18 protein-coding genes and 1 pseudogene are annotated in these 21,735 nt (G+C 40.2%); 11 read left to right on the plus strand and 8 right to left on the minus strand.

The window, feature by feature from the left end; translation table 11 throughout:
* Positions 1–152 precede the first annotated feature (152 nt).
* Positions 153–2,906 (plus strand): hybrid sensor histidine kinase/response regulator transcription factor, encoded by a 2,754-nt coding sequence (locus DTA23_RS07625; protein ID WP_112374299.1) that lies wholly within the window; start codon positions 153–155, stop codon positions 2,904–2,906.
* 29 nt (positions 2,907–2,935) lie between these two features.
* Here the strand turns inward: DTA23_RS07625 and DTA23_RS07630 are convergent, their stop codons facing one another.
* The 8 genes from DTA23_RS07630 to DTA23_RS07660 form a co-directional block, all read right to left on the minus strand.
* Positions 2,936–3,409, minus strand: a complete 474-nt coding sequence (locus DTA23_RS07630; RefSeq protein ID WP_146753031.1) for an ABC-2 family transporter permease — start codon at positions 3,407–3,409, stop codon at positions 2,936–2,938.
* Between the two features lie 13 nt (positions 3,410–3,422).
* Positions 3,423–3,707, minus strand: a complete 285-nt coding sequence (locus DTA23_RS07635) for an ABC-2 family transporter permease (protein WP_112374301.1) — start codon at positions 3,705–3,707, stop codon at positions 3,423–3,425.
* Positions 3,700–4,605 (minus strand): ABC transporter ATP-binding protein, encoded by a 906-nt coding sequence (locus DTA23_RS07640; RefSeq protein WP_112374302.1) that lies wholly within the window; start codon positions 4,603–4,605, stop codon positions 3,700–3,702. Before DTA23_RS07640 ends, DTA23_RS07635 begins: the two co-directional genes overlap by 8 nt.
* Before the next feature lie 5 nt (positions 4,606–4,610).
* Entirely contained in the window at positions 4,611–5,801 is a 1,191-nt protein-coding gene (locus DTA23_RS07645) for an erythromycin esterase family protein (RefSeq protein WP_172462346.1), read from the minus strand.
* Positions 5,802–6,149: 348 nt separating this feature from the next.
* Positions 6,150–7,766, minus strand: a complete 1,617-nt coding sequence (locus tag DTA23_RS07650; RefSeq protein ID WP_112374304.1) for a RagB/SusD family nutrient uptake outer membrane protein — start codon at positions 7,764–7,766, stop codon at positions 6,150–6,152.
* Positions 7,767–7,775: 9 nt separating this feature from the next.
* Positions 7,776–10,427: a SusC/RagA family TonB-linked outer membrane protein gene (locus tag DTA23_RS07655; RefSeq protein WP_256603064.1), complete on the minus strand. Its 2,652-nt coding sequence runs from the start codon at positions 10,425–10,427 to the stop codon at positions 7,776–7,778.
* On the minus strand, positions 10,402–10,890 hold the full coding sequence (locus tag DTA23_RS28700; protein WP_256603065.1) for a carboxypeptidase-like regulatory domain-containing protein: 489 nt from the start codon (positions 10,888–10,890) through the stop codon (positions 10,402–10,404). The genes DTA23_RS07655 and DTA23_RS28700 overlap by 26 nt, the downstream gene beginning before the upstream one ends.
* A 318-nt stretch (positions 10,891–11,208) precedes the next feature.
* Complete coding sequence (locus tag DTA23_RS07660) at positions 11,209–13,464, minus strand: GH92 family glycosyl hydrolase (protein WP_112374305.1); 2,256 nt, start codon at positions 13,462–13,464, stop codon at positions 11,209–11,211.
* A gap of 630 nt (positions 13,465–14,094) precedes the next feature.
* Here DTA23_RS07660 and DTA23_RS07665 point away from each other — a divergent pair.
* From DTA23_RS07665 to DTA23_RS07705, 10 genes and pseudogenes are all read left to right on the plus strand, one after another.
* The gene (locus tag DTA23_RS07665; protein ID WP_112374306.1) at positions 14,095–14,526 is read left to right on the plus strand and encodes an RNA polymerase sigma factor; all 432 of its coding nucleotides are present in this window, start codon (positions 14,095–14,097) and stop codon (positions 14,524–14,526) included.
* Positions 14,523–14,684 (plus strand): sigma factor-like helix-turn-helix DNA-binding protein, encoded by a 162-nt coding sequence (locus DTA23_RS30250; protein ID WP_172462347.1) that lies wholly within the window; start codon positions 14,523–14,525, stop codon positions 14,682–14,684. Before DTA23_RS07665 ends, DTA23_RS30250 begins: the two co-directional genes overlap by 4 nt.
* 83 nt (positions 14,685–14,767) lie before the next feature.
* Positions 14,768–15,208, plus strand: coding sequence for a hypothetical protein (locus DTA23_RS07675; RefSeq protein ID WP_112374308.1), 441 nt, complete (start codon positions 14,768–14,770; stop codon positions 15,206–15,208).
* A 12-nt stretch (positions 15,209–15,220) separates the two neighbouring features.
* Positions 15,221–15,352 (plus strand): annotated as a pseudogene (locus DTA23_RS28705) (FecR domain-containing protein); the annotation flags it as partial.
* Positions 15,347–15,784: a FecR domain-containing protein gene (locus tag DTA23_RS28710; protein WP_370445070.1), complete on the plus strand. Its 438-nt coding sequence runs from the start codon at positions 15,347–15,349 to the stop codon at positions 15,782–15,784. The pseudogene DTA23_RS28705 and the gene DTA23_RS28710, both read left to right, overlap by 6 nt.
* A 24-nt stretch (positions 15,785–15,808) precedes the next feature.
* Positions 15,809–16,171 (plus strand): STN domain-containing protein, encoded by a 363-nt coding sequence (locus DTA23_RS07685; RefSeq protein ID WP_146753032.1) that lies wholly within the window; start codon positions 15,809–15,811, stop codon positions 16,169–16,171.
* 20 nt (positions 16,172–16,191) lie between these two features.
* A complete protein-coding gene (locus tag DTA23_RS07690; protein ID WP_172462348.1) occupies positions 16,192–19,158 on the plus strand; it encodes a SusC/RagA family TonB-linked outer membrane protein in 2,967 nt (988 codons plus the stop codon).
* A gap of 11 nt (positions 19,159–19,169) precedes the next feature.
* A complete protein-coding gene (locus DTA23_RS07695; RefSeq protein WP_112374311.1) occupies positions 19,170–20,555 on the plus strand; it encodes a RagB/SusD family nutrient uptake outer membrane protein in 1,386 nt (461 codons plus the stop codon).
* A 28-nt stretch (positions 20,556–20,583) separates the two neighbouring features.
* On the plus strand, positions 20,584–21,312 hold the full coding sequence (locus DTA23_RS07700; RefSeq protein ID WP_112374312.1) for a hypothetical protein: 729 nt from the start codon (positions 20,584–20,586) through the stop codon (positions 21,310–21,312).
* Between the two features lie 74 nt (positions 21,313–21,386).
* The coding region (locus tag DTA23_RS07705) for a TlpA family protein disulfide reductase (protein WP_256603069.1) at positions 21,387–21,735 on the plus strand (349 nt) is incomplete at its 3' end.

Here is a 21,735-nt window from a genome sequence, read left to right on the forward strand (position 1 = left end):
ACTTTTTAAAACTTTCACTTTTTAAACAGAAAATTTAGAAAATGATACATTTTTGAAAGTTTCCATATCAGTGTAAAGAATACACTAACAAAGACGATGTTAGCCTAAAAAAACTAAATAATGTATATTCGGATATTGAAGGGAAAAAAATCATGGGAAAATATTTCATTTATGGTGGCATATTGATCCTGCTTCTTTTTTGTGGATGTCAACCAATGGTCCAGAAGAAAAAGCGGATTATTGCTTTTTCACAGTGTATCGGAAATGATGCCTGGCGACAAACCATGCTCGAAGAAATGAAAAGGGAACTTTCCTTCAATCCGGATATTGACTTTCTTTATCGAGATGCCCATGGCGACAATAATGTCCAGATTAATCAAATTCGGGAATTAGTCAAACAGGATATCGATCTTCTGATTGTATCGCCAAATGAGGCCGAGCCCCTTACCCCTATAGTAGATTCGGTATTTCAACGCAATATACCCGTCATCGTAACTGACCGTAAGACATCCTCAGGCCAATATAATGCCTATGTGGGGGCAGACAATCTTGCTATCGGAAAACTGGCGGGCCAGTATAGCCGCACCATTTTACAAAACAATGGTTCGATCGGCCTGGTTACTGGATTATCGGGTACATCCGCCTCCATAGAACGTGAAAAAGGCTTTATGCAGCAAATTGGAGATGCTAAAGGGATTCGAACGAGCGGAATCATTCACGGCGGATGGGAAAAAAACAAAGCTTATTTGGAAACGCGTAGGCATATAGACCAAATGATCCAGAGTGATATCATCTTCACCTTCAATGATCAGATGGCCATGGGGGTAAAAAAAGCATTGGACGAAGCCCAGATCAAAAAGGACATTAAGATAATCGGTGTTGATGCCCTTCCTGGTCCCGGAAATGGCCTTGAACAGATCATACAGGGCAAAATGTTCGCTTCCATACTCTACCCCACTGGCGGAGCCGAAGCCATTCGAACGGCCTTGGCTATCATCAACCACCAAAACTACCGCCGCGAGAATATACTCGCAACCTCTGTCATCGATAAAACCAACGCGGAATTGCTTGCCCTGCAGTCGGATAAAATAAAGCAACAGCAGCTCGATATAGACAAAAGACAGGAATTCATTACGGAACAGAATAAGATTTACCAAAGTCAAAAGTCGGTTCTTAATGTACTGGTCGTTAGCTTGGTGCTTGCTGTTGTCTTTGGTGGCATTTCTATTATCGTGATCAGGAGCAACTGGGAAAAGAACAAACATCTGGAAATCCAAAATAGTGAGATCCTTGCGCAACAAAAACAGATCGTCGAGATGAATAGTCAGATCCAGCAAGCGGCAGAAATCAAGAATAATTTCTTCACCAACATCTCACATGAATTTAAAACACCACTGACGCTTATTATAGCGCCTATCGAGGACCTTGAATTACGAAAAGACCTGCCAGAAGAAGTCAAAGAACAGTTGTCGCGCGTCAAGCGGAATGCAAAAAAACTACAGCGTTTGGTTACCGACCTCATTGATATCCACCGAATCAGTAAATCAAAAATTAGGTTACATGCGTCTATCGTTTATATCGATCCATTCATCCAGCAGGTAATAGGTAGTTTCAAACCGCTATTTAAGAAAAACAGAATCTCGGTCAGTTATATCAACAAAACGAGTTTGAAAGAGGTTTGGATGGACGAATACCTCATGGAACAGGTCCTATCCAACTTATTATCCAATGCGATCAAACATACTTCAGCAAGCGGCAGAATTGAAATTATACTAGAAGAAAACAATTTCAAGGACTATTTTTATCTACGCGTATTGGATAATGGTCTGGGAATTGCGCCGGTTGATATTGAGCATATTTTTGATCCTTTTTACCAAGGAGCCGGCAGCCGTAACGGATCCGGAATCGGACTCGCATACAGCAAACAGATCGTCGAACTGCATCATGGCCAGATCACCGTGAGCAGCAAGCCCGGCCATGGATCGATCTTCACCCTCCGCATGCCAATTGGGAATGGTCATTATGAACCTGCTGAACTGGCCGGTTTCGACAGTGGAGAAAAACCATCGTTTCAGCAACAAGATCTACTGGACACGACAGCAAAGGTGGTAGACAACAATCTTTCTTTTCGATCCAACAAATCGAAGAGCATTATGATCGTCGAAGATAATGATGAAATCAGAGACTATCTCCGCTCGTTATTGGAACAGGATTACAACCTGTTTCTGGCAAAGGATGCCCAGCAAGCCACTAGTATGATGAAGACACATTTTCCAGACCTGGTGATCACCGATATTATGCTTCCTGATGGAAGCGGACTGGATATTTTGAAAGACATCAAAGCCTTTTATCAGACCGCACATATTCCCGTCATCTTACTGAGTGCACTTGCCAACGAGGAGACCATGCTTGAGGGGAGCAAATTAATGGCCGATGACTATATTACTAAGCCATTCAATGCCGAACTGCTGCGGATACGTATTTCAAATATTCTTCAATCGCGTCATCAGCTTAAAGAAAAATATAGCAGCAACGTCGAACAGTTTGAGCGTACTCAAGCCGAACAGGTCAACGATAGCGACAGAAGATTCCTAAACAATCTCTCCGCCATTGTCGAATCCAAGTTATCGGATCAGCGGTTAAGCGTCGACGGGATTGCCAACGACCTCCATCTCTCACGCGTTCAGCTCTATCGTAAGGTGAAACAGCTGCTCGACTGCAGTGTCAATGAGTATATTGTGGAACGAAGATTAAAGAAAGCCAAAAGCCTGATGGCTGAGGGTCTAACCATCAACGAAATATTTAGTAGTGTCGGCTTTTCATCAGCATCTTACTTCGCGTCGGCCTTTAAAAGGAAATATGGACAGTCACCAAGCGCCTATAAAAAAGAATTTGACAAAAAATAGCCGATCAGTGGGCATGCACGAACGAAACGTTAAAACTGCCCCTTTCGTTTAAATAGATAAAAGCTGATCAATAGAAATACAACAACCATCACCATGTTGCAGTAATCGAGCCGTGCAAATGAGTCATTTTCGGATAGGATGTTCATGACCGCATTATAAGCACCCGTATAGGGTATAAAATCCGAAAAGCTTTTTTGCGCCACCAGCACTGAAAACACCAACATAAACATCCCCACCCCAATCGGGTAAATAAAGCTTCGGAACAATAGACTTAAAGCCAGCTGGATCATCCCAATAGCTGATAAGGTAATGAAAAGCTTCAGAAATGTATAAAAAATCACCTGCCTATAGTCGTAATTCTGGAAACCAAGGACGGGATAAATCAGACTGAGCAGATAGCCGCTGATCAAAAATGCAGCGTACGCAAAAAGAATTGAAAAAAGTAATGTTAGTAGAATAAAGGTCGCTTTGGAAAAGAAAATATTCGATTTACTGATGGGCACAGTAAAGAGTATTTTATAATTGTTTATTCTTATACTCCACATCACAGCAAGCATATACGAACAAAGCGACAAGAATGGGATAGAGTAAATAAAAAAATTGAAATACATATCGACCCAATAAGACTTTCCAGGGATTGGGAATGGCGCTGGCACCACCGGAATTGACAATGTCATAGATTATATAAGCGCTAATCGCAAAAATAAGCAGCATAGGTGCGATCAAGACCCCAAAAATTTCCCTGTTACGAAGAAGTTTGTACTTTTCAGACAAAAAAGCAGTATAAAATGTATTAGCCATTTGCACGAGCGATTAGGTTTATAAAAATTTGTTCAAGATCAGCACCACGGGATTCCAGCCCATAAATAGCAATCTGCTGTTCAACCAATGATTTGATCACAAAATCAAATTGCTGATCATCCCCTATATTGACGATAACATTTTGACCATCGATCTTAACGGTAGAAAAACCTGCATTTTGCAAAATAGAAACTGTTGCAGCAGGATTGGATGTCCGTAAGAACACTTCTCGGTCAACCTGCCCCAGCAGCTCATGCTTAGTTCCTTGGAAAATCATTTTCCCACCTTCTATGATACCAATGTGTGTTGCTATTTTTTCAAGCTCACTCAAAATATGGCTTGAAAGAAAGATCGTTTTACCCTGTTCATTGAGGTGACAAAACAAGTTGCGCATTTCCACAATACCCTGTGGGTCGAGACCATTTAATGGTTCATCCAGAATGAGTAATTGGGGATCATGAAATATCGCCATTGCAATCCCTAACCGCTGTTTCATACCCATAGACAAAGCATTCGTTTTTTTCTTTTTCTCCCGATGAAGATCAACCATTTCCAACACTTCATCAATGCGTTTATTCCCTTTTTTATGAATGATATCCAAATACTTTAAATTTTCAAAAACGGTTAACTTAGTATAATAACAAGGCGATTCGATCAGGTTTCCAACATTCGTATAGATACGTGTTCGATTTGTCCTAAGACTATTTCCCTGAATAAAAATCGCATCTGTCCGGTCCTCCAAAAGACCTAAAAGTAGCTTGATTGTTGTCGATTTTCCGGCTCCATTTCGCCCGAGATAGCCATAAATACCCTTTTCTGGTACCTGCAGACTGATGTTATCCAGGATTGTTTTCGCGCCTATTTTAAAGCTAAGTTGTTTTGTGAGGATACTTTCCATTGGTGTTACCGGTAAATTGGATCTTTATTGATATCGATATAGAAAATGCCGTCGATAAAGTCGTGCCACCTTCTATCTTCATCAATCCCTTGATTGATGACTGAACTAAAATTCTGTTTTAAAATACTATTGTTGGACAACTCCCGAAGATCTAAAAAGAAATAAGGCGATTTGGTAGCATGAAATACATTTTCCACCGCCAACTTACCCACTCTATCGACAACACGGCCAGTTTTATCGTATCGTCCATAGGAAGTAAAGTCCAGGCTATATGCTTGGGCGCCATATTTACGCTTTAGATAAGTCCCAAGCGGCCGATAATCTTTATTGTATGGAGCAGAAAAGCTATGGATATTGGCACACCAGACGATAATCTTTTTGCCGGCGTAAAGCGAATCGATCTGATAGCATAGATTTTCTGCCATCAGGGAATCCCTAAAATGCATGCTCTGCATTGATCCTGATTTATAGCGCCAAGATTTGTCAAAGTTATTTCTCATATCGGACAGGTATCGGCTATAGATCAGGTGCTCATTGTCTTTTACACCCCTGCTGATCACACGGCTCAATGCATCCAATTCTGCTAAAAACTGTTTCTTTTGGTCCGCATCGAGCTGCTTGCTGGCAAAACGTTCATATGTCAGGTATTCCAGTTTGTTTCTATTTTTTTTCAATAAAGGATACTTGGTTGAATCAATCCCATTTTTGACTAAGAAATCTTCTAATAATTTCGCCCGCTTATCAGACAATTCCCTACCCGAAAACTGAATATCAAACCCACCGAGAGAAATAGGATTCTGGGATGTTTTCGTATTTTTATAATAAGTTAAGAGCAGTTGATTTTCCTCATTTTGCCACCAAAAGTCAAATAGACCGATACCGCCGACCGTTTTTACTTGAGACCGACTCGTAGGGGTATCCATCTGTGCATTCATCATCCACATATCATATTGCCCTGCCTCATATAAAACTACGTCATAATCGAGATGCTCATGCAGATAACGGATGAGTCTGGCTTTCGCTTTGAAAGTTTCGCCATCATTGTGCAGCATTTCACCCAACATCAAAATTCTATTATTTTTTAGCGTAGCATCAAAAAAGCGTAGATCCGAAAAATTACTATCGGTCATCAAGATACTTTTGATTTCTTTTTTATGGCGATTCACTTCGGTTAATAATGTTGCATGATTCGCCATGGGCGTATCATTATAGACAAGCTTATTAAACGATAAAATTAAAACTGTAGTTATCGCAAGTGCACATAAAACACCTCTCATGCATTTCAGCTTATATGATTCATAATTGATCTATCTACTGCGTGTCACGCTAAAGTAGAATACATTTTAACATAAGATGATCATTTTTTCTTTTTCCACAAAAAAATTATACAAAAAAAATTAGAAATGCCCTATAACTACAAAAAGGCGGTTAAGTGAGTGTATCACATAACCGCCTTGCTTGCTTGCTTGCTTGCTTGCTTGCTTGCTTGCTTGCTTGCTTGCTTGCTTGCTTGCTTGCTTCGTAAAAAATATAGCAGGAGAAAATTAATACCCTACATTTTGTTTCAACGTTCCTTTACTGTTATCGATTACAGCTTGCGGAATTGGCCACAATTCATTTTTTCCAGCTTTGAACGTTCTATTTTCAGAGAAAAAACGGTCCGTTAGCGACGTGTAAGTAACCTTGCCTGTTTTAGAATCCACCGTACCTTTTGACAGCGCGCCATTGACAGGACCGTTCATCACATCTTTGGCTATTCCCCAACGAATAATATCAAAGCGACGGCGTCCTTCTCCTGCGAATTCTACACGCAGCTCGCGACGAACCAACTCACGCAGTTTGCTCTGACCACTGTAAACTGCTTTATCTACTTTTGGCATCTTTGCGCGTAGACGAACCAGATCGATATTGTCATATACGCTATTATCAATGATCCCCAATTCAATCTTTGCTTCCGCATTTAACAGAAGCATTTCAGCATAACGCATCACAATAATGTTGGTACCCACGTTCCAAATGTTCGCATAACTGCTCGGATTTTGGATGTATTTTTTATAGTTGTAAGCTGTGCTAGATGCATTATCTGGACCAGATGGATAATCTTCCGATTTCGGATCCAATGGATCGAAATATTTACCGTTATACAGTGCTCCTGGGTAAACAATTGTTGCGCCCAGGCGTGGATCTCTTTTTTCATATGGACTGGCAGGGTTATAGGATTTCGACTCGCCAATAGTTTCTCCATCGGCAGTTTCGTAAGCATCTACCAGACTCTGTGTTGGTACAATAGACCCCCATCCGCCCATGGAATTGGGCAGCATAATACCAAGTGAAGTATATCCTTGAATATTTACCAAATATTCGATATTCATCATAACCTCACTGTTGTTTTCATTTGCCTCTTCAAATAGGGTTGCATAATCATCGAATAATTTATAATTAGCCGAAGAGATGATCTCCTGTGTTGTATTGATGACATCCTGATATTTCTTTTCAAAAGCATAACAGCGAGCCAACAAACCAAGGGCGGCACCTTTTGACATCCGCCCGCCTCCCTTAGCAAACGACAAATCTGCTGCAGCTTCTTTCAATTCTTTTTCCACAAATTCCAATACTTCTTTTTGCGTATTTGCAGGCACGAACGAATTTTCTGTGGTCAAAGTTTTCGTAATGATAGGTAGTCCCCCAAATAAGGTCGCCATATCAAAATACTTATATGCGCGTATGACGCGTACCTCAGCGGTCAGCCGTTTCTTTTTTTCAGCATTAACCGGCGATTTTTCAATATTTTCAAGGATATAATTAGCACGACGGATATGCTCGTACGTATAGCGTGCCTCTGCGTTTCCAGAGTTTGTCGGTGTTGCCGTCCCATTTCCCAAAGCTTGGAATCCTTCCCAAGGGAAATCACTATTGGAGTTATCCGAAGTACAGTCCATGTAAAAGATCTGTGTACCGTCTTCCCAAGCAGATCCTTCGGCCAGCTTACCGTCGCTTCCCCTTGTACCGCTGTACAAACCTGTTACAGCAAAATCGGTTTCTGCTTCCGTTTTCCAAAAATTATCGGCATTATATGCATCCAACGGTTCCTGATCGAGTTTTTGACAAGAGAACAATAAGGTGGCTACGCTCAATGCAATCGTTATATTTCTAAGTTTCATGATTTTCAATTAAAAGTTTACGTTAAGACCAAACACATTTGTTTTCACTTGTGGGTAGTAATTACCTCTAGAATCCGCTGGAGCCTCCGGATCAAATCCTTTAGCAAAACCAGTAAAAGTCAAGAGGTTTTGCCCACTATAGTATACCTTGGCCCCTTTAATACCGATTCTATCCGTAAACGTTTTTGGTAAGGTATAACCGAAGGTAATGTTCTTCAAGCGGACATAACTTGCATTCTGTATCCAAAAATCGGAAGGAGTGCCTGAAGGACTATTTTGTGACCAACTGGTCAATGCCCTCGGCATCGATCCATTTGGATTGGTCTCTGCATTGAAACGATCTGCAAAAATGGTTGTCGGTTTATCAGATCCCGAGATCCCGCCAATGGCTTCACCCCAAAGATAGCCCTGTACTTTAGCGGCCCCTTGGAAGAATAGGCTCAGATCAAAGTTTTTATAACTCATATTGGACGTCAGACCAAAGATGAATTTCGGATCAGGCGAACCTAGATATACACGGTCATTTCCATCGATTTTTTTATCGCCATTCTGATCTTTATAGATAATATCACCAGCACCTACAGTTCCATTTACGCCTTGAATGCCACTGTTTTTATATTCTTCATCCGAACGATAGATTCCTGCTGTTTCGTAGCCATAAAACGAACGGATTGGTCGGCCCTGCTCATAGATATAAAAAGTTCCATTAACTTGTGGCTCATCGCTTGCCCATTTTTTGATCTGGTTGTTAATATAAGAACCATTTGCGGCAATGCTATATTTAAAATCACCAATACTATTTTGATAGTTCACTTGGAGCTCAACCCCATTATTTTGTACTTTCCCTGCATTTTGGTAAGGCGCTGGAAGACCATATAAGTTCGATACGGGCAGTTTTAACAACACTCCATCAGTTTTACGGTCAAAGTATTCAAATACAAAGCCCAAATTGTTTTTGAAGTTCAGGTCCAAACCAATGTTAGTACTTGTCGTTGACTCCCATTTCAATATTGGGTTTGCTGATTCAACGATAGCTCCGCCAGAACTAATCTCACCGCCAAAGGAGTAATTATAGCCAGGAGAAATGGTAAATAAGCCTGGATAATAAGCGTCTGAAGAAGGATATGAATTATCTGATGTTGCCGCTAATTGTTGGTTTCCGAGTTTACCCCAACCACCTCTTAATTTCAATTCTGAAATTACATCAGACAAAGGAGATTCTTTAAAGAAATCTTCCTGAGAAATACGCCATCCTGCTGAGAACGAAGGAAAAGTACTCCAACGATTGCTTCCCAAGAATCGCGATGTCCCGTCACGTCTCACATTGGCTTCCAATAGGTACTTATCCGCAAATGCATAATTGATACGACCGAAGAAAGAGCGTAAAATTAACTTTTTTGCTCCCCCGTCGACTTTCATTCCGTCCTTGCTACCTAAATTCAGTTCCGAAAAATCATTATTCAAAAACCCTTGCGCATAAGCACTGGAGTAATCTGCACGGAATGTTTCATCCATAAAACCGCCTAAGACATTGATTTGATGATTACCAATCTTTTTATCATAGGTCAACAAGGTTTGAAAAGTCAATCGTTCAGATTGAAAGTTGTAAACAGTCAGATTATTCACCCCTTGCTTAGGTCCCAAATCACCGTTCGGTGCATAGTATTGGATGTCTTTGACGAATTTGGAAGACATATTGTCGATCGGTTGAAAGCCAACAACTTGTTTGATCTTCAATCCATCCATAATCTTAAATTCACCGGAGAAATTGACCTGCGTATGTTTATTGATCATATTGTCCTTTGCCTCCAGATCCATCCAAGCGATTGGGTTACCGTCGCTACCACGACCATACACACCATTGCTATATTTGTATGGAATAAAACTAGGAATACGATTTACCTGTCTAAAGATCTGTGCCATGTCACCTGTATAAGGGTTTACGGGTTCGGTAATACGTTGATAGTTATACGCCAGCCCTAAATCAAATCGAAGCCTTGAAGACACTTTTGCCCCCACATTTGTGCGTAAATTATACCGGTCCGAACTCGCAACTTTAATAACACCTTTCTGCCCTAGATAGCCTCCGGAAGCCATATACTGCACATCTTCTGTTCCTCCTGTAACCTGCAAATTATGCGATTGCTGGAAACCTGACCCTTTATACAACAACCCTAACCAATCTGTATTGGGATGACCGTCCGGATCAGATCCATTTTTGAAAAGTTCTAGATCCTGCTGGGAGAAACGCTGCGTCTTCCCTTCATTTTTAAGAGCCTCGTTTAAGATGACAGCATGGTCATAAGAGTTCATATATTCCGGTAGACGTGTTGGATCCTGAATCCCGGCATAGCCCGTATAATTCAATTGCGGTTTGCCACTTCCCCCTTTTTTGGTCGTAATCAGAATAACCCCGTTTGCAGCCTTAGATCCATAAATTGCTGCACTAGGTCCATCCTTCAGTACCGAAACACTTTCAATATCGTTGGGATTGATATTATTCATCGAGCTTTCTATTCCATCGACAATAACAAGCGGATTCGCATTATTGATAGTACCTAGACCACGGATTCGGATGGTACCGTTATCCTTACCTGGTTGCCCCGAATTTTGAGTAATTGTTACACCCGAAAATTTACCCTGGATCGCTGGAGGATACATTTGTAACGGGACGGTCCTGTAGATCCTTTGACGTGATCGCCTGTACAGCACCAGTTAGATTTACTTTCTTTTGTTTGGCAAATCCCACAACAACAACTTCTTCCAAAGCCTCATTGTTACTTTCGAGCTGAATTGACAGGGTCGTCCCTGTAACAGTTACTTCTTTAGTTTTATAGCCAACGCTACTAACAAGCAAAATATCACCGGCTTTCGCTCGAATTGTAAATGTCCCTTTTGCATCTGTCGATGTCGATACCGATGTACCTTTGACCGAAACAGTCGCAGCCGAAAGAGGACCATCTTCTGCGGTTACTTTCCCGGTAACTTGGTTCTGAGTGGCCTCGTTTGCTTTATGTTTAAATGCAATTGGCGTTTCTGCGGCCCACAAACTTTGCGAAGACGCAACAAGAAGAGCAATAGCAAGCAGGCTTACCTTTTGGTTACTTGTAAATTTTGAAATCATAATTAAATAGTTAGTAAAGTTGAGTCTGTCAGTTTAGTATTTGATTGACTGGTTCAGCCCATTAAATTAGAGGGATATTTTATGGGAACAAAAAAACGGTGTAACGAAATCGATTGCGCAAATAACGTAATCGATTGACTTTTATTTATTGAAATTCACTTTGTCACTTTTTTAGTACAAAAAACAATGTTTCTTTAGCTTGTAAAGGTTGCTGCTTTAGAATAATAAGCTGCACACCACCTAAACAATAAAGAGCCCTAGATCTGAAGATCAAAGGCTCTTTATTCTCGTATGAAGGAGATTCCTTATATATTGCGGCTAATTTCCCCAATTTTGATTTGCTTTATCCCCCATCACAAACTCCAAGGTACCACCTTTCAACACATCGGCATGGGTCAACTGTGGAACGTTCAGTGGCTTTCCATTTAATTTCGCCGACTGAATGTATTTGTTTCTTGCCGATGCATTCTTGCCGATAATAACAAAAGACTTACCATTAGGAAGCTGTATGCTCACCTTCTGGAAAAATGGAGATCCGATGCTGTAGGACGTCAAACCCGGGGTAACCGGATAGAAGCCCATTTGTGAAAAGACAACAAAAGCAGACATTCCACCACCGTCTTCATCTCCCGGCACCCCCATTAAATCGTTTCTAAACCATTCCCCGATCAGCTTGCGTATCCTTTTCTGTGTCATCCAAGGTTGTCCAGCATAGTTATATAGATAAGGAATATGCAAAGCCGGCTCGTTTGCCATGGAAAATTGTCCAACATTACCTGTATGATCTGGAAGCTGCGCATAAAAATCAAATTTTGACCGACCCAAAGGTTGCTGGAACATCTCATCAAGGTACTTGACAAAAGATTCATTTCCTCCCATCAGTTTGATCAGATCGGGAATATTATGCTGCACATCCCAGCGGTAGATCCAGGCATTGTTTTCACCGTAATATTCCCGTGCTCCCTGTCCGCCAGAAAACACATAGTCAAAAGGCATGATAAAATTTCCCTTGTCATCTTTGGGATGGAAAAATTTGGTCTGCTCGTTGAAAAGATTTCTATAATTGAAAGATTTCTTCATAAATAACTCATAGTCAGCCTGAATACCCAATTCTTGCGCAAGCTGTGCCAAGCACCATAAATCGTAAGAGGTACCCAAGGTTACTGCGACCGGTTGTCTCCGTTCAAAACCGTTTACTTCGGGTATGGTTTCTTTTTCACCTGGATACAATGCTGGGATATAGCCTTTCTCCTTAAAAAATTCGTCTAGTTTTCCTGCGGCCTTACCGGACCATGGAGCCAAAGTCTTTTCTGTAATTGCACCTTTTGCAGCCAGATACGCTTTCTTGATATCAAAATTGCGCACTCCTTTGCGATAAGCATCCAATAAAGTTGCTACACCATGATTGGAATTCATCCTTCTACTATCGCCGGTAATCTCAGGGAAAGTAGGCAACCATGGCTGCTCCATTTGCTCGGACATCCGGACAAAAGAATTGAGGATCATGGACTCTGTGTTGGGATCCAAGAGTACCCGTAATGGGTGATGTGCCCGGTAAGAGTCCCAGATCCAGTCATCTGTAAAAAAAGGTTTACCTTCGTCCTGATGTACCTTTCCGTCGAACGCGCTGTGATAGCGACCATCTTCAGAAATGTTGACAGGTCTTTCGTAAGTGCGGTATAAAGACGTATAAAACACGTGCTTATTGGACTCATTGTCGCCCTCTACAGCAATTTTACCTAAAGCATCGTTCCATATTTTACGTCCTTTTTCAGCCAGCTTCTTTTGGTCAAAGTCACTGATTTCACGCTTCAAATTGGCTTTTGCTTGTGCCGCATCAATAAATGAAACGCCATATTTCATACGTAAGCTAGTCCCTGCTTGATTAAACTCCAGTACCAGGCAAGAATTCTTACCAGCAGCTTCAGTGGCATTTTCCAATTGTTGGCCTTGCAGTCGCTTCACGGCAAAAGGTTTGGATTCGGGAACGGCATAAATATACACATGCGTGCCATTACCAATATCCTGCATACCCGAAAGTCCCTGACCGTCCCATTGAAGTTTCCCCTCCTGTGAATTGAACTGCAGGTATTTTGTCGAAGTTGACGGAAAAGTAAAGGTATACATGCCCGACTGATGCGACAACGCGTAGTCTACCTGAATATTCTCTTGATCCAGTAACACGGAATACGCATACGGATGAATTTCCTCTTGATCGTAACTGTACAATTGTACCGGTTTCAAATCGCCTGGCAATTTCACCATTGGGCTAAGGTTGAAAGCCGATCTTCCACGATGGCTTGTAACGATAAGTGGCAGACCAAACAGACGATCTGAAGTATAGTCTCCCCGCTCAGGATAAACGCGCAAAAGGCTGTTTGGCAAGTGAACCGTTGGGTAGGTTGGTACCAATAAATGACTGATGTTTCCCATGTATGGGTTAACATAATCAACATAATCTTTCGTCATTCTAGCTTGGGAAAAACCTTTTAGCATACTGACCGAAAGAAAAACAAAACAGCATAATGTACGCAATAATCTTTTTGTTTTACGTTTGATATTCTTTGTTAGCATTTTAAACAATTAAGTGTTCGATGGTTTAAGGGCAAAACATATGTTCTGCCCTTAAAGTTAATTTTTTTTGACAACATATCATCTTTGTGTCTACCAAAATCAAAATTGGATCTCTAAAAACAAAAATTTTTATTGTTACTTATCAAATAAACTAGATAAAATCCTGTATACTGACACAAATAAGCGTTTATTTGATAATTTATTCGAAAAATTAAAAATGAATTCTATTTTAATTTTATTCAACCTAATTTTGAGATAATTACAAACTAAAAACCAATTTTTATGGATATAAACTAACAAACATGCGAAATGTTTAACCATTTCCAAATCGATTTGTTCAACGGTGCTTTACAATAATCATGTTGACCTCAATAAATTACCTATAATTGTGACAAGGATCTTCAACAAGCAGGCATATACTTTTGTTAAAGTTTTAAACTGATTGCTATCTCGTAACATTCGAAGCTCTTTTGCAACTATAATAAAAAATAATGTTTTCATTAAAATAAAAGAAGAAGGCAAATATTATACGCAGATCTTGACCTTATTTAATAAAATATGTAATATTGAAAAAAAGTTACATTCCTAAACCCTACCAACCCAAGGAATTCAACTTCACGCTATCATATCATGAAAAACGATAAATATCCAGCTCATAATGATGCAAGCTTGTTAGCTCGGCTCCGAGAAGGCGATTTAGAGGCTTTCAATATTTTGTATGATAAATATTGGTCTTTACTTTTAGATGAATCTTACAAAAGGCTCGAAGATTTGGCTTCCTGTGAAGAGATTGTTCAGGATGTATTTATTGAACTTTGGGAACACTGTCCCAGTAGAGAAATTCACAACCTGAAATCCTACCTCATTGCATGCATGAAATACAAAGTCTTTGAAACCTATAAGAAAAACAAACGCAGAAATATCCTTATCGAAGAAAATCATCACCTTTATCGAAGTTATGAAATTCTGGAAGGAGATCAGTATGCCGAAAAGGATTTAAAATCTTTAATTGAACAATGGGTAGCCAATCTCCCACAAAAAGAAAAGAAATCTTTAAAATGAGATACTTAGATGGACTTACCACAAAGGAAATTAGTGATTTGACAGAAACTTCCCAAAATACAGTTCAAAATCACCTCGGAGTATCAATTCAAAAATTAAAAAAACTTGTTATCCAACATTTTTTGACGCTACTATTAATTTTATACAACTGTAAATAAGCAAATTACAAATAAACACCAATTTAGACTAGTACATTTTTTCCTGTTAGGGGCACTATTTAAGTGAACATTGTACTAATCATATGCAATATCCTAACCAAGAGCTCGAAAAGCTAATTGACAAATACTTAAAAGGCGAAGCCAATTCGGAAGAAATAGACGTCGTGGAACGTTTTTTCGATTCATTTTCATCCCGACCGAATTTAAGCAAAACACTACCCGATCATGTACAGAAAGCACTCAAAGCACGCATTCATGGCAGAATTATAAAGAAACTGACTCGGAGGAATCAGAAAATATTCAATTTCCCTAGAATTGCAGCAGCTGCAGCTATCCTCTGTATCGCTTTTACATCTCTTTATCTTTACAAAATTACGCAATCAAACAATCAAGAACTAACGCTAACAAACGGACAACAGCAGCGAATTGTTCTAGAAGACGGTACAAAAGTTACACTTAATGCGTCGAGCAAAATAATCTACCCGCCTCATTCAAAGATTCCAGCACACGTGAAGTTACTTTGATCGGGGAAGCATTTTTCCGATGTCGCCAAAAATCCATCCAAGCCCTTCCTTATTCATACACCAAGGATGGAAATTAGCGTTCTGGGAACCGCTTTCAATGTGCGCGATTATGCCGAAGAAAATAATGCCGAAACAGCTTTGGTACGTGGCAAAGTATCCATTTGGAAAAAAGGAACTGACAATCAGAAATTTATATTAAAGCCCAAAGAAAAGTTTGTGATCAGAAAGGTAAATGGAGTTGAAAAGGAATTCCCATCGACAACTACTAAAACCGCATCGGCTCCCATGGCAATAGCTATTCAGCCATTTTCCATCTCTGAAAAAGACGGATCCGCTTTAGAAACCGAATGGTTATTAAATCGGATTACCGTTCAAGATGATAGATTATTGGATATCGCCTTAAAACTAGAGCGCATGTATGGCGTGGAAATTAAAATTACAAACAAAGCAGTTGCCAACCAACGCTACTCAGCAACATTCGAAAACGAACAACTAGAAAATATCCTAAAAGCATTACAAACTGTCAATTACTTTCAAATTAAAAAAACGGGGAAAAACCAAATACAACTACTCTAAAAACAATCAACCTATATAACTCACATGAACAAAACAAAACCCAAATTTAGAAAAGAGTCGAGATTGGCTTTACTGCTCATTTGTCTTAGCGCCATGCATATACAGAGCTTCGCCTATTCTCAAACTGAAAAAATTGATGTCTCCGTCCAGGGAGGAAAACTCGAAGATGTATTTCAAACAATCAATGACAAGAGCAAATACAAAATGTTCTTTAGCAAATCGACTCTCCCAAACTCGACAATCAATATTGTTGGAAAGAAAATCAGTGTAAAAGATCTTCTTTCCCAGTCTCTGGCCGGGAGCAACCTAACATGGGAAGTATTGGACAATGACATTATCGCTATAAAAGAAAAAAAGAGAATCAGCAACACATTGCGGGCCAAGTAGTCAATGAAAATGGAACGCCTTTGGCAGGAGTATCTGTTATCATAAAGGACTGGCAAAAAGCAGAATACCGCAATATGCAAACGAGTACCGCAACGGATGTCAATGGACAATGGGGACTGCGTATTCCAAATGACGATGTCATTATTACTTTTTCTTTTATTGGTTATCAGAAGGTTGATATCACTGCAAAGCAGCTTATTGCCAATTCTACTCCTATTAAACTGAAACCGGAAGAAGGAAGCTTAGAAGAAGTGGTTGTTATTGGCTACGGTACGACAACACGTAGACTGAATACGGGATCAGTTGCTTCGATCACAGCGAAGGACATTACCTCTCAACCTGTAAGTAATCCCCTTGCCGCACTATCGGGAAGAATGTCCGGTGTATTGATCGCCCAAAACAATGGTGTGCCCGGAAGTGCTGTTCAGATTCAGATTAGGAATCAAGCGTCATTAAGTGGAACGACCTCAGGTTCAATACCGCTATACGTGGTTGATGGAGTTCCCTTTACCAATTTTAACGGCGGACAACCTGCAACGGATAACCTCAATTCATTTGGTATCTCAGCTTCTTCAGGCGGCTTAAGTCCCTTCAGCATGATTAATCCAGCGGATATTGAACGTATCGATGTCTTGAAAGATGCCGACGCTACAGCGATCTATGGTAGCCGGGGCGCAAATGGTGTCGTATTGATCACCACAAAAAAAGGATCTGCAGGTCGTACTCGCATTGGTGTCAACTTTAACACCGGATTTACCGAGGTCAACCACTTTATCCCTATGTTGAATCTAGAACAATATCTCACGCTAAGAAAAGAGGCTTTTGCTAATGCTGGAGTTACACCTACAGCCGATAACGCTCCAGATCTTATGTTATGGGATCAGAACAAATCGACAGATTGGCAGAAAATGCTGATTGGAAACAAAGGACATATTACCGACGTTCAAGCGAATATGTCTGGTGGAAACGAATCTACCCGTTTTTTCTTTAATTCGGGATATAGACGCGAGAGTACTGTTTTTTATGGAGATAGCAAAAACAGTCGCTTTACCTCACGGTTAAACTTGGATCACACCTCCTCTGACAAAAAATTCAATGCCGCTTTATCAGTTAGCTATGCCAACGACAATTCCGATATGCCTTCCTCTGATGTCACATCTCTCTACAATTTGCCCCCCAATTATCCAATCTATGGTGACAATGGAAAATACTATTGGTTACCGTCATCAGCTTTTATTGACAACCCAATCGCCTTGCTCGAACGGAAATACTTTGGTAATACCAATAATCTGATCTCAAATGCCAATCTGAGTTACAAAATTCTACCTGGACTGACTGCAAAAGCAAATTTTGGCTATACCATCACACAGTTGAACCAAAATAATCAACGCCCAATTACTTCCTTAAATAACACCGTCTCCAACCCGCTTGGATCTTCCAGTTTCTCTAATACAAAGGCCGAAAATTGGATTATTGAACCGACATTGGATTATGTAAAAAGTGTCGGCGAAGGTAAATTTACGGCATTAATTGGAACAAGTTTTCAGCAAAATTCATCCCGTTCACAGACAACCAATGGTTCTAATTATTCAAACGATGCACTTTTAGGTTCGCTCAGTGCCGCAGGATTATTCACTGCCAGCAATAACCTCGTATATTACAAATACAATGCACTATTCGGAAAAGTAAATTACGACTGGAAAGAGAAATATTTGTTTAATGGAACTTTTAGAAGAGATGGCTCATCTCGTTTTGGACCTAAAAACCGATTCGGAAATTTTGGAGCAATAGGGCTAGGATGGGTTTTTGGAAAAGAGGATTTTATACAAGATAATCTGACGTTTTTAAGTTTTGGTAAATTGAGAGCGAGCTATGGAACTACAGGTAATGATCAAATTTCAAATTACCTTTATCTTCCACTCTACTCTTCAACAACCGCATATCTGAATAATCCTTCCATGAATATTGGAACACTTCCAAATGAATATATCAAGTGGGAAACAACCAAAAAACTGGAGTTTGCTTTAGATCTAGGTTTCTTGAAAGATCGAATTTTGTTTACTGGAAACTTTTTCAGAAATCGTTCTTCTGACCAGATAACTGATTTAGTTTTAAGTACTCAAACGGGCTACAACAGTTACAAAGAAAACCTACCGGCATTGATCCAAAATACAGGCTTGGAATTGGAGTTGAACACCACCAATATTACAAATGAAAATTTTACATGGAAAACATCTGCTAATTTCACGTTTTATAAAAACAAACTTGTCAAATTTCCTGGAATTGAAAACACGTTTTATTCAAGTAGCTTTCTAGTTGGTGAGCCGCTCAATATGGTCCGTTTGTATCACTATCAAGGTGTAGACCCCACAACAGGAAGAGCGTTATACGAAGACCGCAATGGCGATGGGGCTATAACGGGCGATGACCGATACGTTGCTAACTTAGGTACACCTTTCTATGGCGGATTTAACAATACTTTTTCCTACAAAGGCTTCGAACTTGGCGTATTTTTTCAATTTAACCACCGCTTTGGAGTAACTAAAATCCTCAATACAAGACCTGGTGCTATGCTCAACCAAAATGATTACTGGTTGGACAGATGGACATTAAATAACAGTAATACCAATATCCCGGGAGCAATTATCCCGACAGTACCAGCATCTTCAGCTGATGGAGTTGCATTAAGCAACTCTTATAATCAATATACCAGCTCTGATGCTGTCTATGGGGATGCTTCCTATATTAAATTGAGGTCTGTCAATTTATCTTACAACCTGCCCAAAAGCTGGACTTCGAGATTAAAAATGTCTAATTGTAATGTATTTATGCAAGGGCAAAATCTCTTTACTTGGGCCAAGAACAAATATGTCTTGGATACCGAAACGACCGTGCAAGGCGGTCCATCTGGTTTAGGAACTGGAACGATTGCCCAGGTATTGCCTCCATTGCGGACGATTGTATTTGGATTTAACTGTCAATTTTAAAACTAGAGATCATGAAATTAAACATCAATAAAAATATACTATTATTAGCAATTACCAGTGGAACTCTTTTGACCAGCTCCTGCGAAAAATTTGTGGAATTGGGCGCTCCACCGACACAAGTTGTAGCTGGCGAAGCATTCTCTACAGATGCTTCTGCAAATAGTGTCATACGCGGATTGTATACCACAACATTAAGCATCAATCTCGCTGGGACTTCAACCTTTTATACAGGAATCGCTGCAGACGACCTTCAATACAATGCGGCTGATGCAAATACCTCGGAATTCGCCAGCAATAACCTGCTGAACACAAATGGGAATGTCGCTAATTTCTGGTCAAATTGCTACCAACTTATCAAGAATGCAAACAATGCGATATCGGGTCTCGACGCATCCACCAGCCTTACCCCTAGTGTAAAAGATCAGCTCCTGGGCGAAGCGAAATTTTTTAGGGCTTATACCTATTTCTATCTCGTCAACCTCTATGGTGATGTGCCATTGCAATTACGTGATGACCTCCACGCTTTTGAAGATGCAATTCTTCCGCGAACTTCTGCACAGCAAGTATATGATCAGATTATTGCTGATCTAAAAGATGCGGAAAGTAAGATGGCGACGGCCTATGATGCAACGGCAAGCCCGAGAGGAAGAGCTAACAAAACTGCTGCAAGCGCACTATTGGCAAGAGTTTATCTCTACCAAAAGGATTATCAAAATGCCGAATCTTATGCCACCAAAGTATTACAGTCATCTGATTATGGCATGCCGACACCAGATAAAAATTTTGTAAACTCAAGTAATGAGGTTATCCTTCAACTTGGCAATCAAACGGGAGTAACGACATTTGGCTCCAATTATATTACCGCGGCTACAGCTACACCCGGCTACACCCTACCGGACGCTGTGTACAATAGCTTTGAGACATCTCCGACGGTTGACTTAAGAAAAACAAATTGGACAAGTCCAAAGACGGTCTCCAACAAAATCTATTATGCCATAACCAAATATAAAGTATCCTCGGGAACAGGTTCCGAATACCATATTATGCTTCGCTTAGCCGAGCAGTATCTTATTCGCGCGGAAGCGAGGGCTAAATTGGGAAAACTTGCCGAAGCCCGGACAGATGTGGATGCTGTCCGTTCTCGCGCTGGACTTGCAGGACTTAATTCAAGCTTAAACCAAACACAATTACTATCTGCAATAGAAACAGAACGCCTGCACGAATTTTTCGGTGAGTTCGGCCATCGTTGGCTCGACCTCAAGCGGACCGATCGTGCTACCGCTCTATTGTCTCCAATCAAATCAAACTGGCAGGCCACGGATGTCTTGTATCCTATTCCACAAGCCCAGATTTTGATCAACAATAAACTGACACAGAATCCAGGATACCAAGATTAATGAATTTAAAAAATCATACAGACAAAAAATGAAAACAAAAATCTTAACGGCTGCGTTGGTGTTTTCGCTAACAGCATCTTTTGCACAACAACCAGCAAAAAACAAATACCAACAGTATCTCCCCATTATAGAAAAAGGTACGTTGGTACAAAAGGATTCGCTTGCTAATGTATTAATGAGCGAATTAAAGACTTATAAATCAGAAGAAGACTACCGTACTACAATCAACATTTTGCGTTCTTTAGGGAAAGAAGATCTGCAGGCATCTGCAGAAGTACTGGCTAAGAAAAAATATCCAAAAGGATCACTAACCCGTGATGCCTTTATCACAGATGTTTTTTACAATGCAAGTACGCCAGTACAAAAAGAAAAAGCTTATAACGACCTTATCAAAAAATGGCCAGTTAAAAACTTCAAGGAAGAACCACTGACTTATGATTATGTATTGGCTAATTTAGCACAAAGTTTTGCGAACGATGGGAATGCACAAAAAGCAGTATATTATCTAGGAGAATTGAAAGAACGATTCTGGCGCGGAAATGGCTATATACCTGTTGGTCAAATTTTGCTGAGCGCAGGCGACACGACTACAGCGGCTCCACTACTAAAGACCGCTATGGATGATAGCTATTACTATTTAACACTTCCCGAGAACCAAAAAGACAATAAAGCTCGCTTTGCAGCGATGGGATACGCAAGCTCCATGTCAGCCTATGTAAATATTCTTGTTGCTCAAAAAAATACGCTGAAGCGCTAAATTATATTGAGAATGCGCTCAAAGCTGCGCCAGAGCAAGCGGATGGTCTAGCGATGGTATACTACAAATCTTTAATGGGCACAGGAAGAAAGCTTGAGGCATATAATATTCTCACCAAGTTATATGCTAAAGGACAATTTGCGGTCGAAAATGATCTTAAAAAATTATATACTGAATTGAACGGATCTGTTCAAGGCTACGAGAATTTTAATGCATCCTTAAAAATAGAGTTAACGCAAAACATTCGCAACCATATCAAAGAAATGGCAACTTTTAAACCTGCACCTAATTTTGAATTACTCAATCTTAAAGGTGAAAAAGTATCCCTAGCCAGTTTAAAGGGAAAAGTTGTGGTATTGGATTTTTGGGCAACTTGGTGTCAGCCATGTATCCGTTCATTTCCAGGAATGAAGGCAGCACAGG

This window comes from Sphingobacterium multivorum, assembly GCF_900457465.1.
GTDB lineage: Bacteria > Bacteroidota > Bacteroidia > Sphingobacteriales > Sphingobacteriaceae > Sphingobacterium > Sphingobacterium multivorum.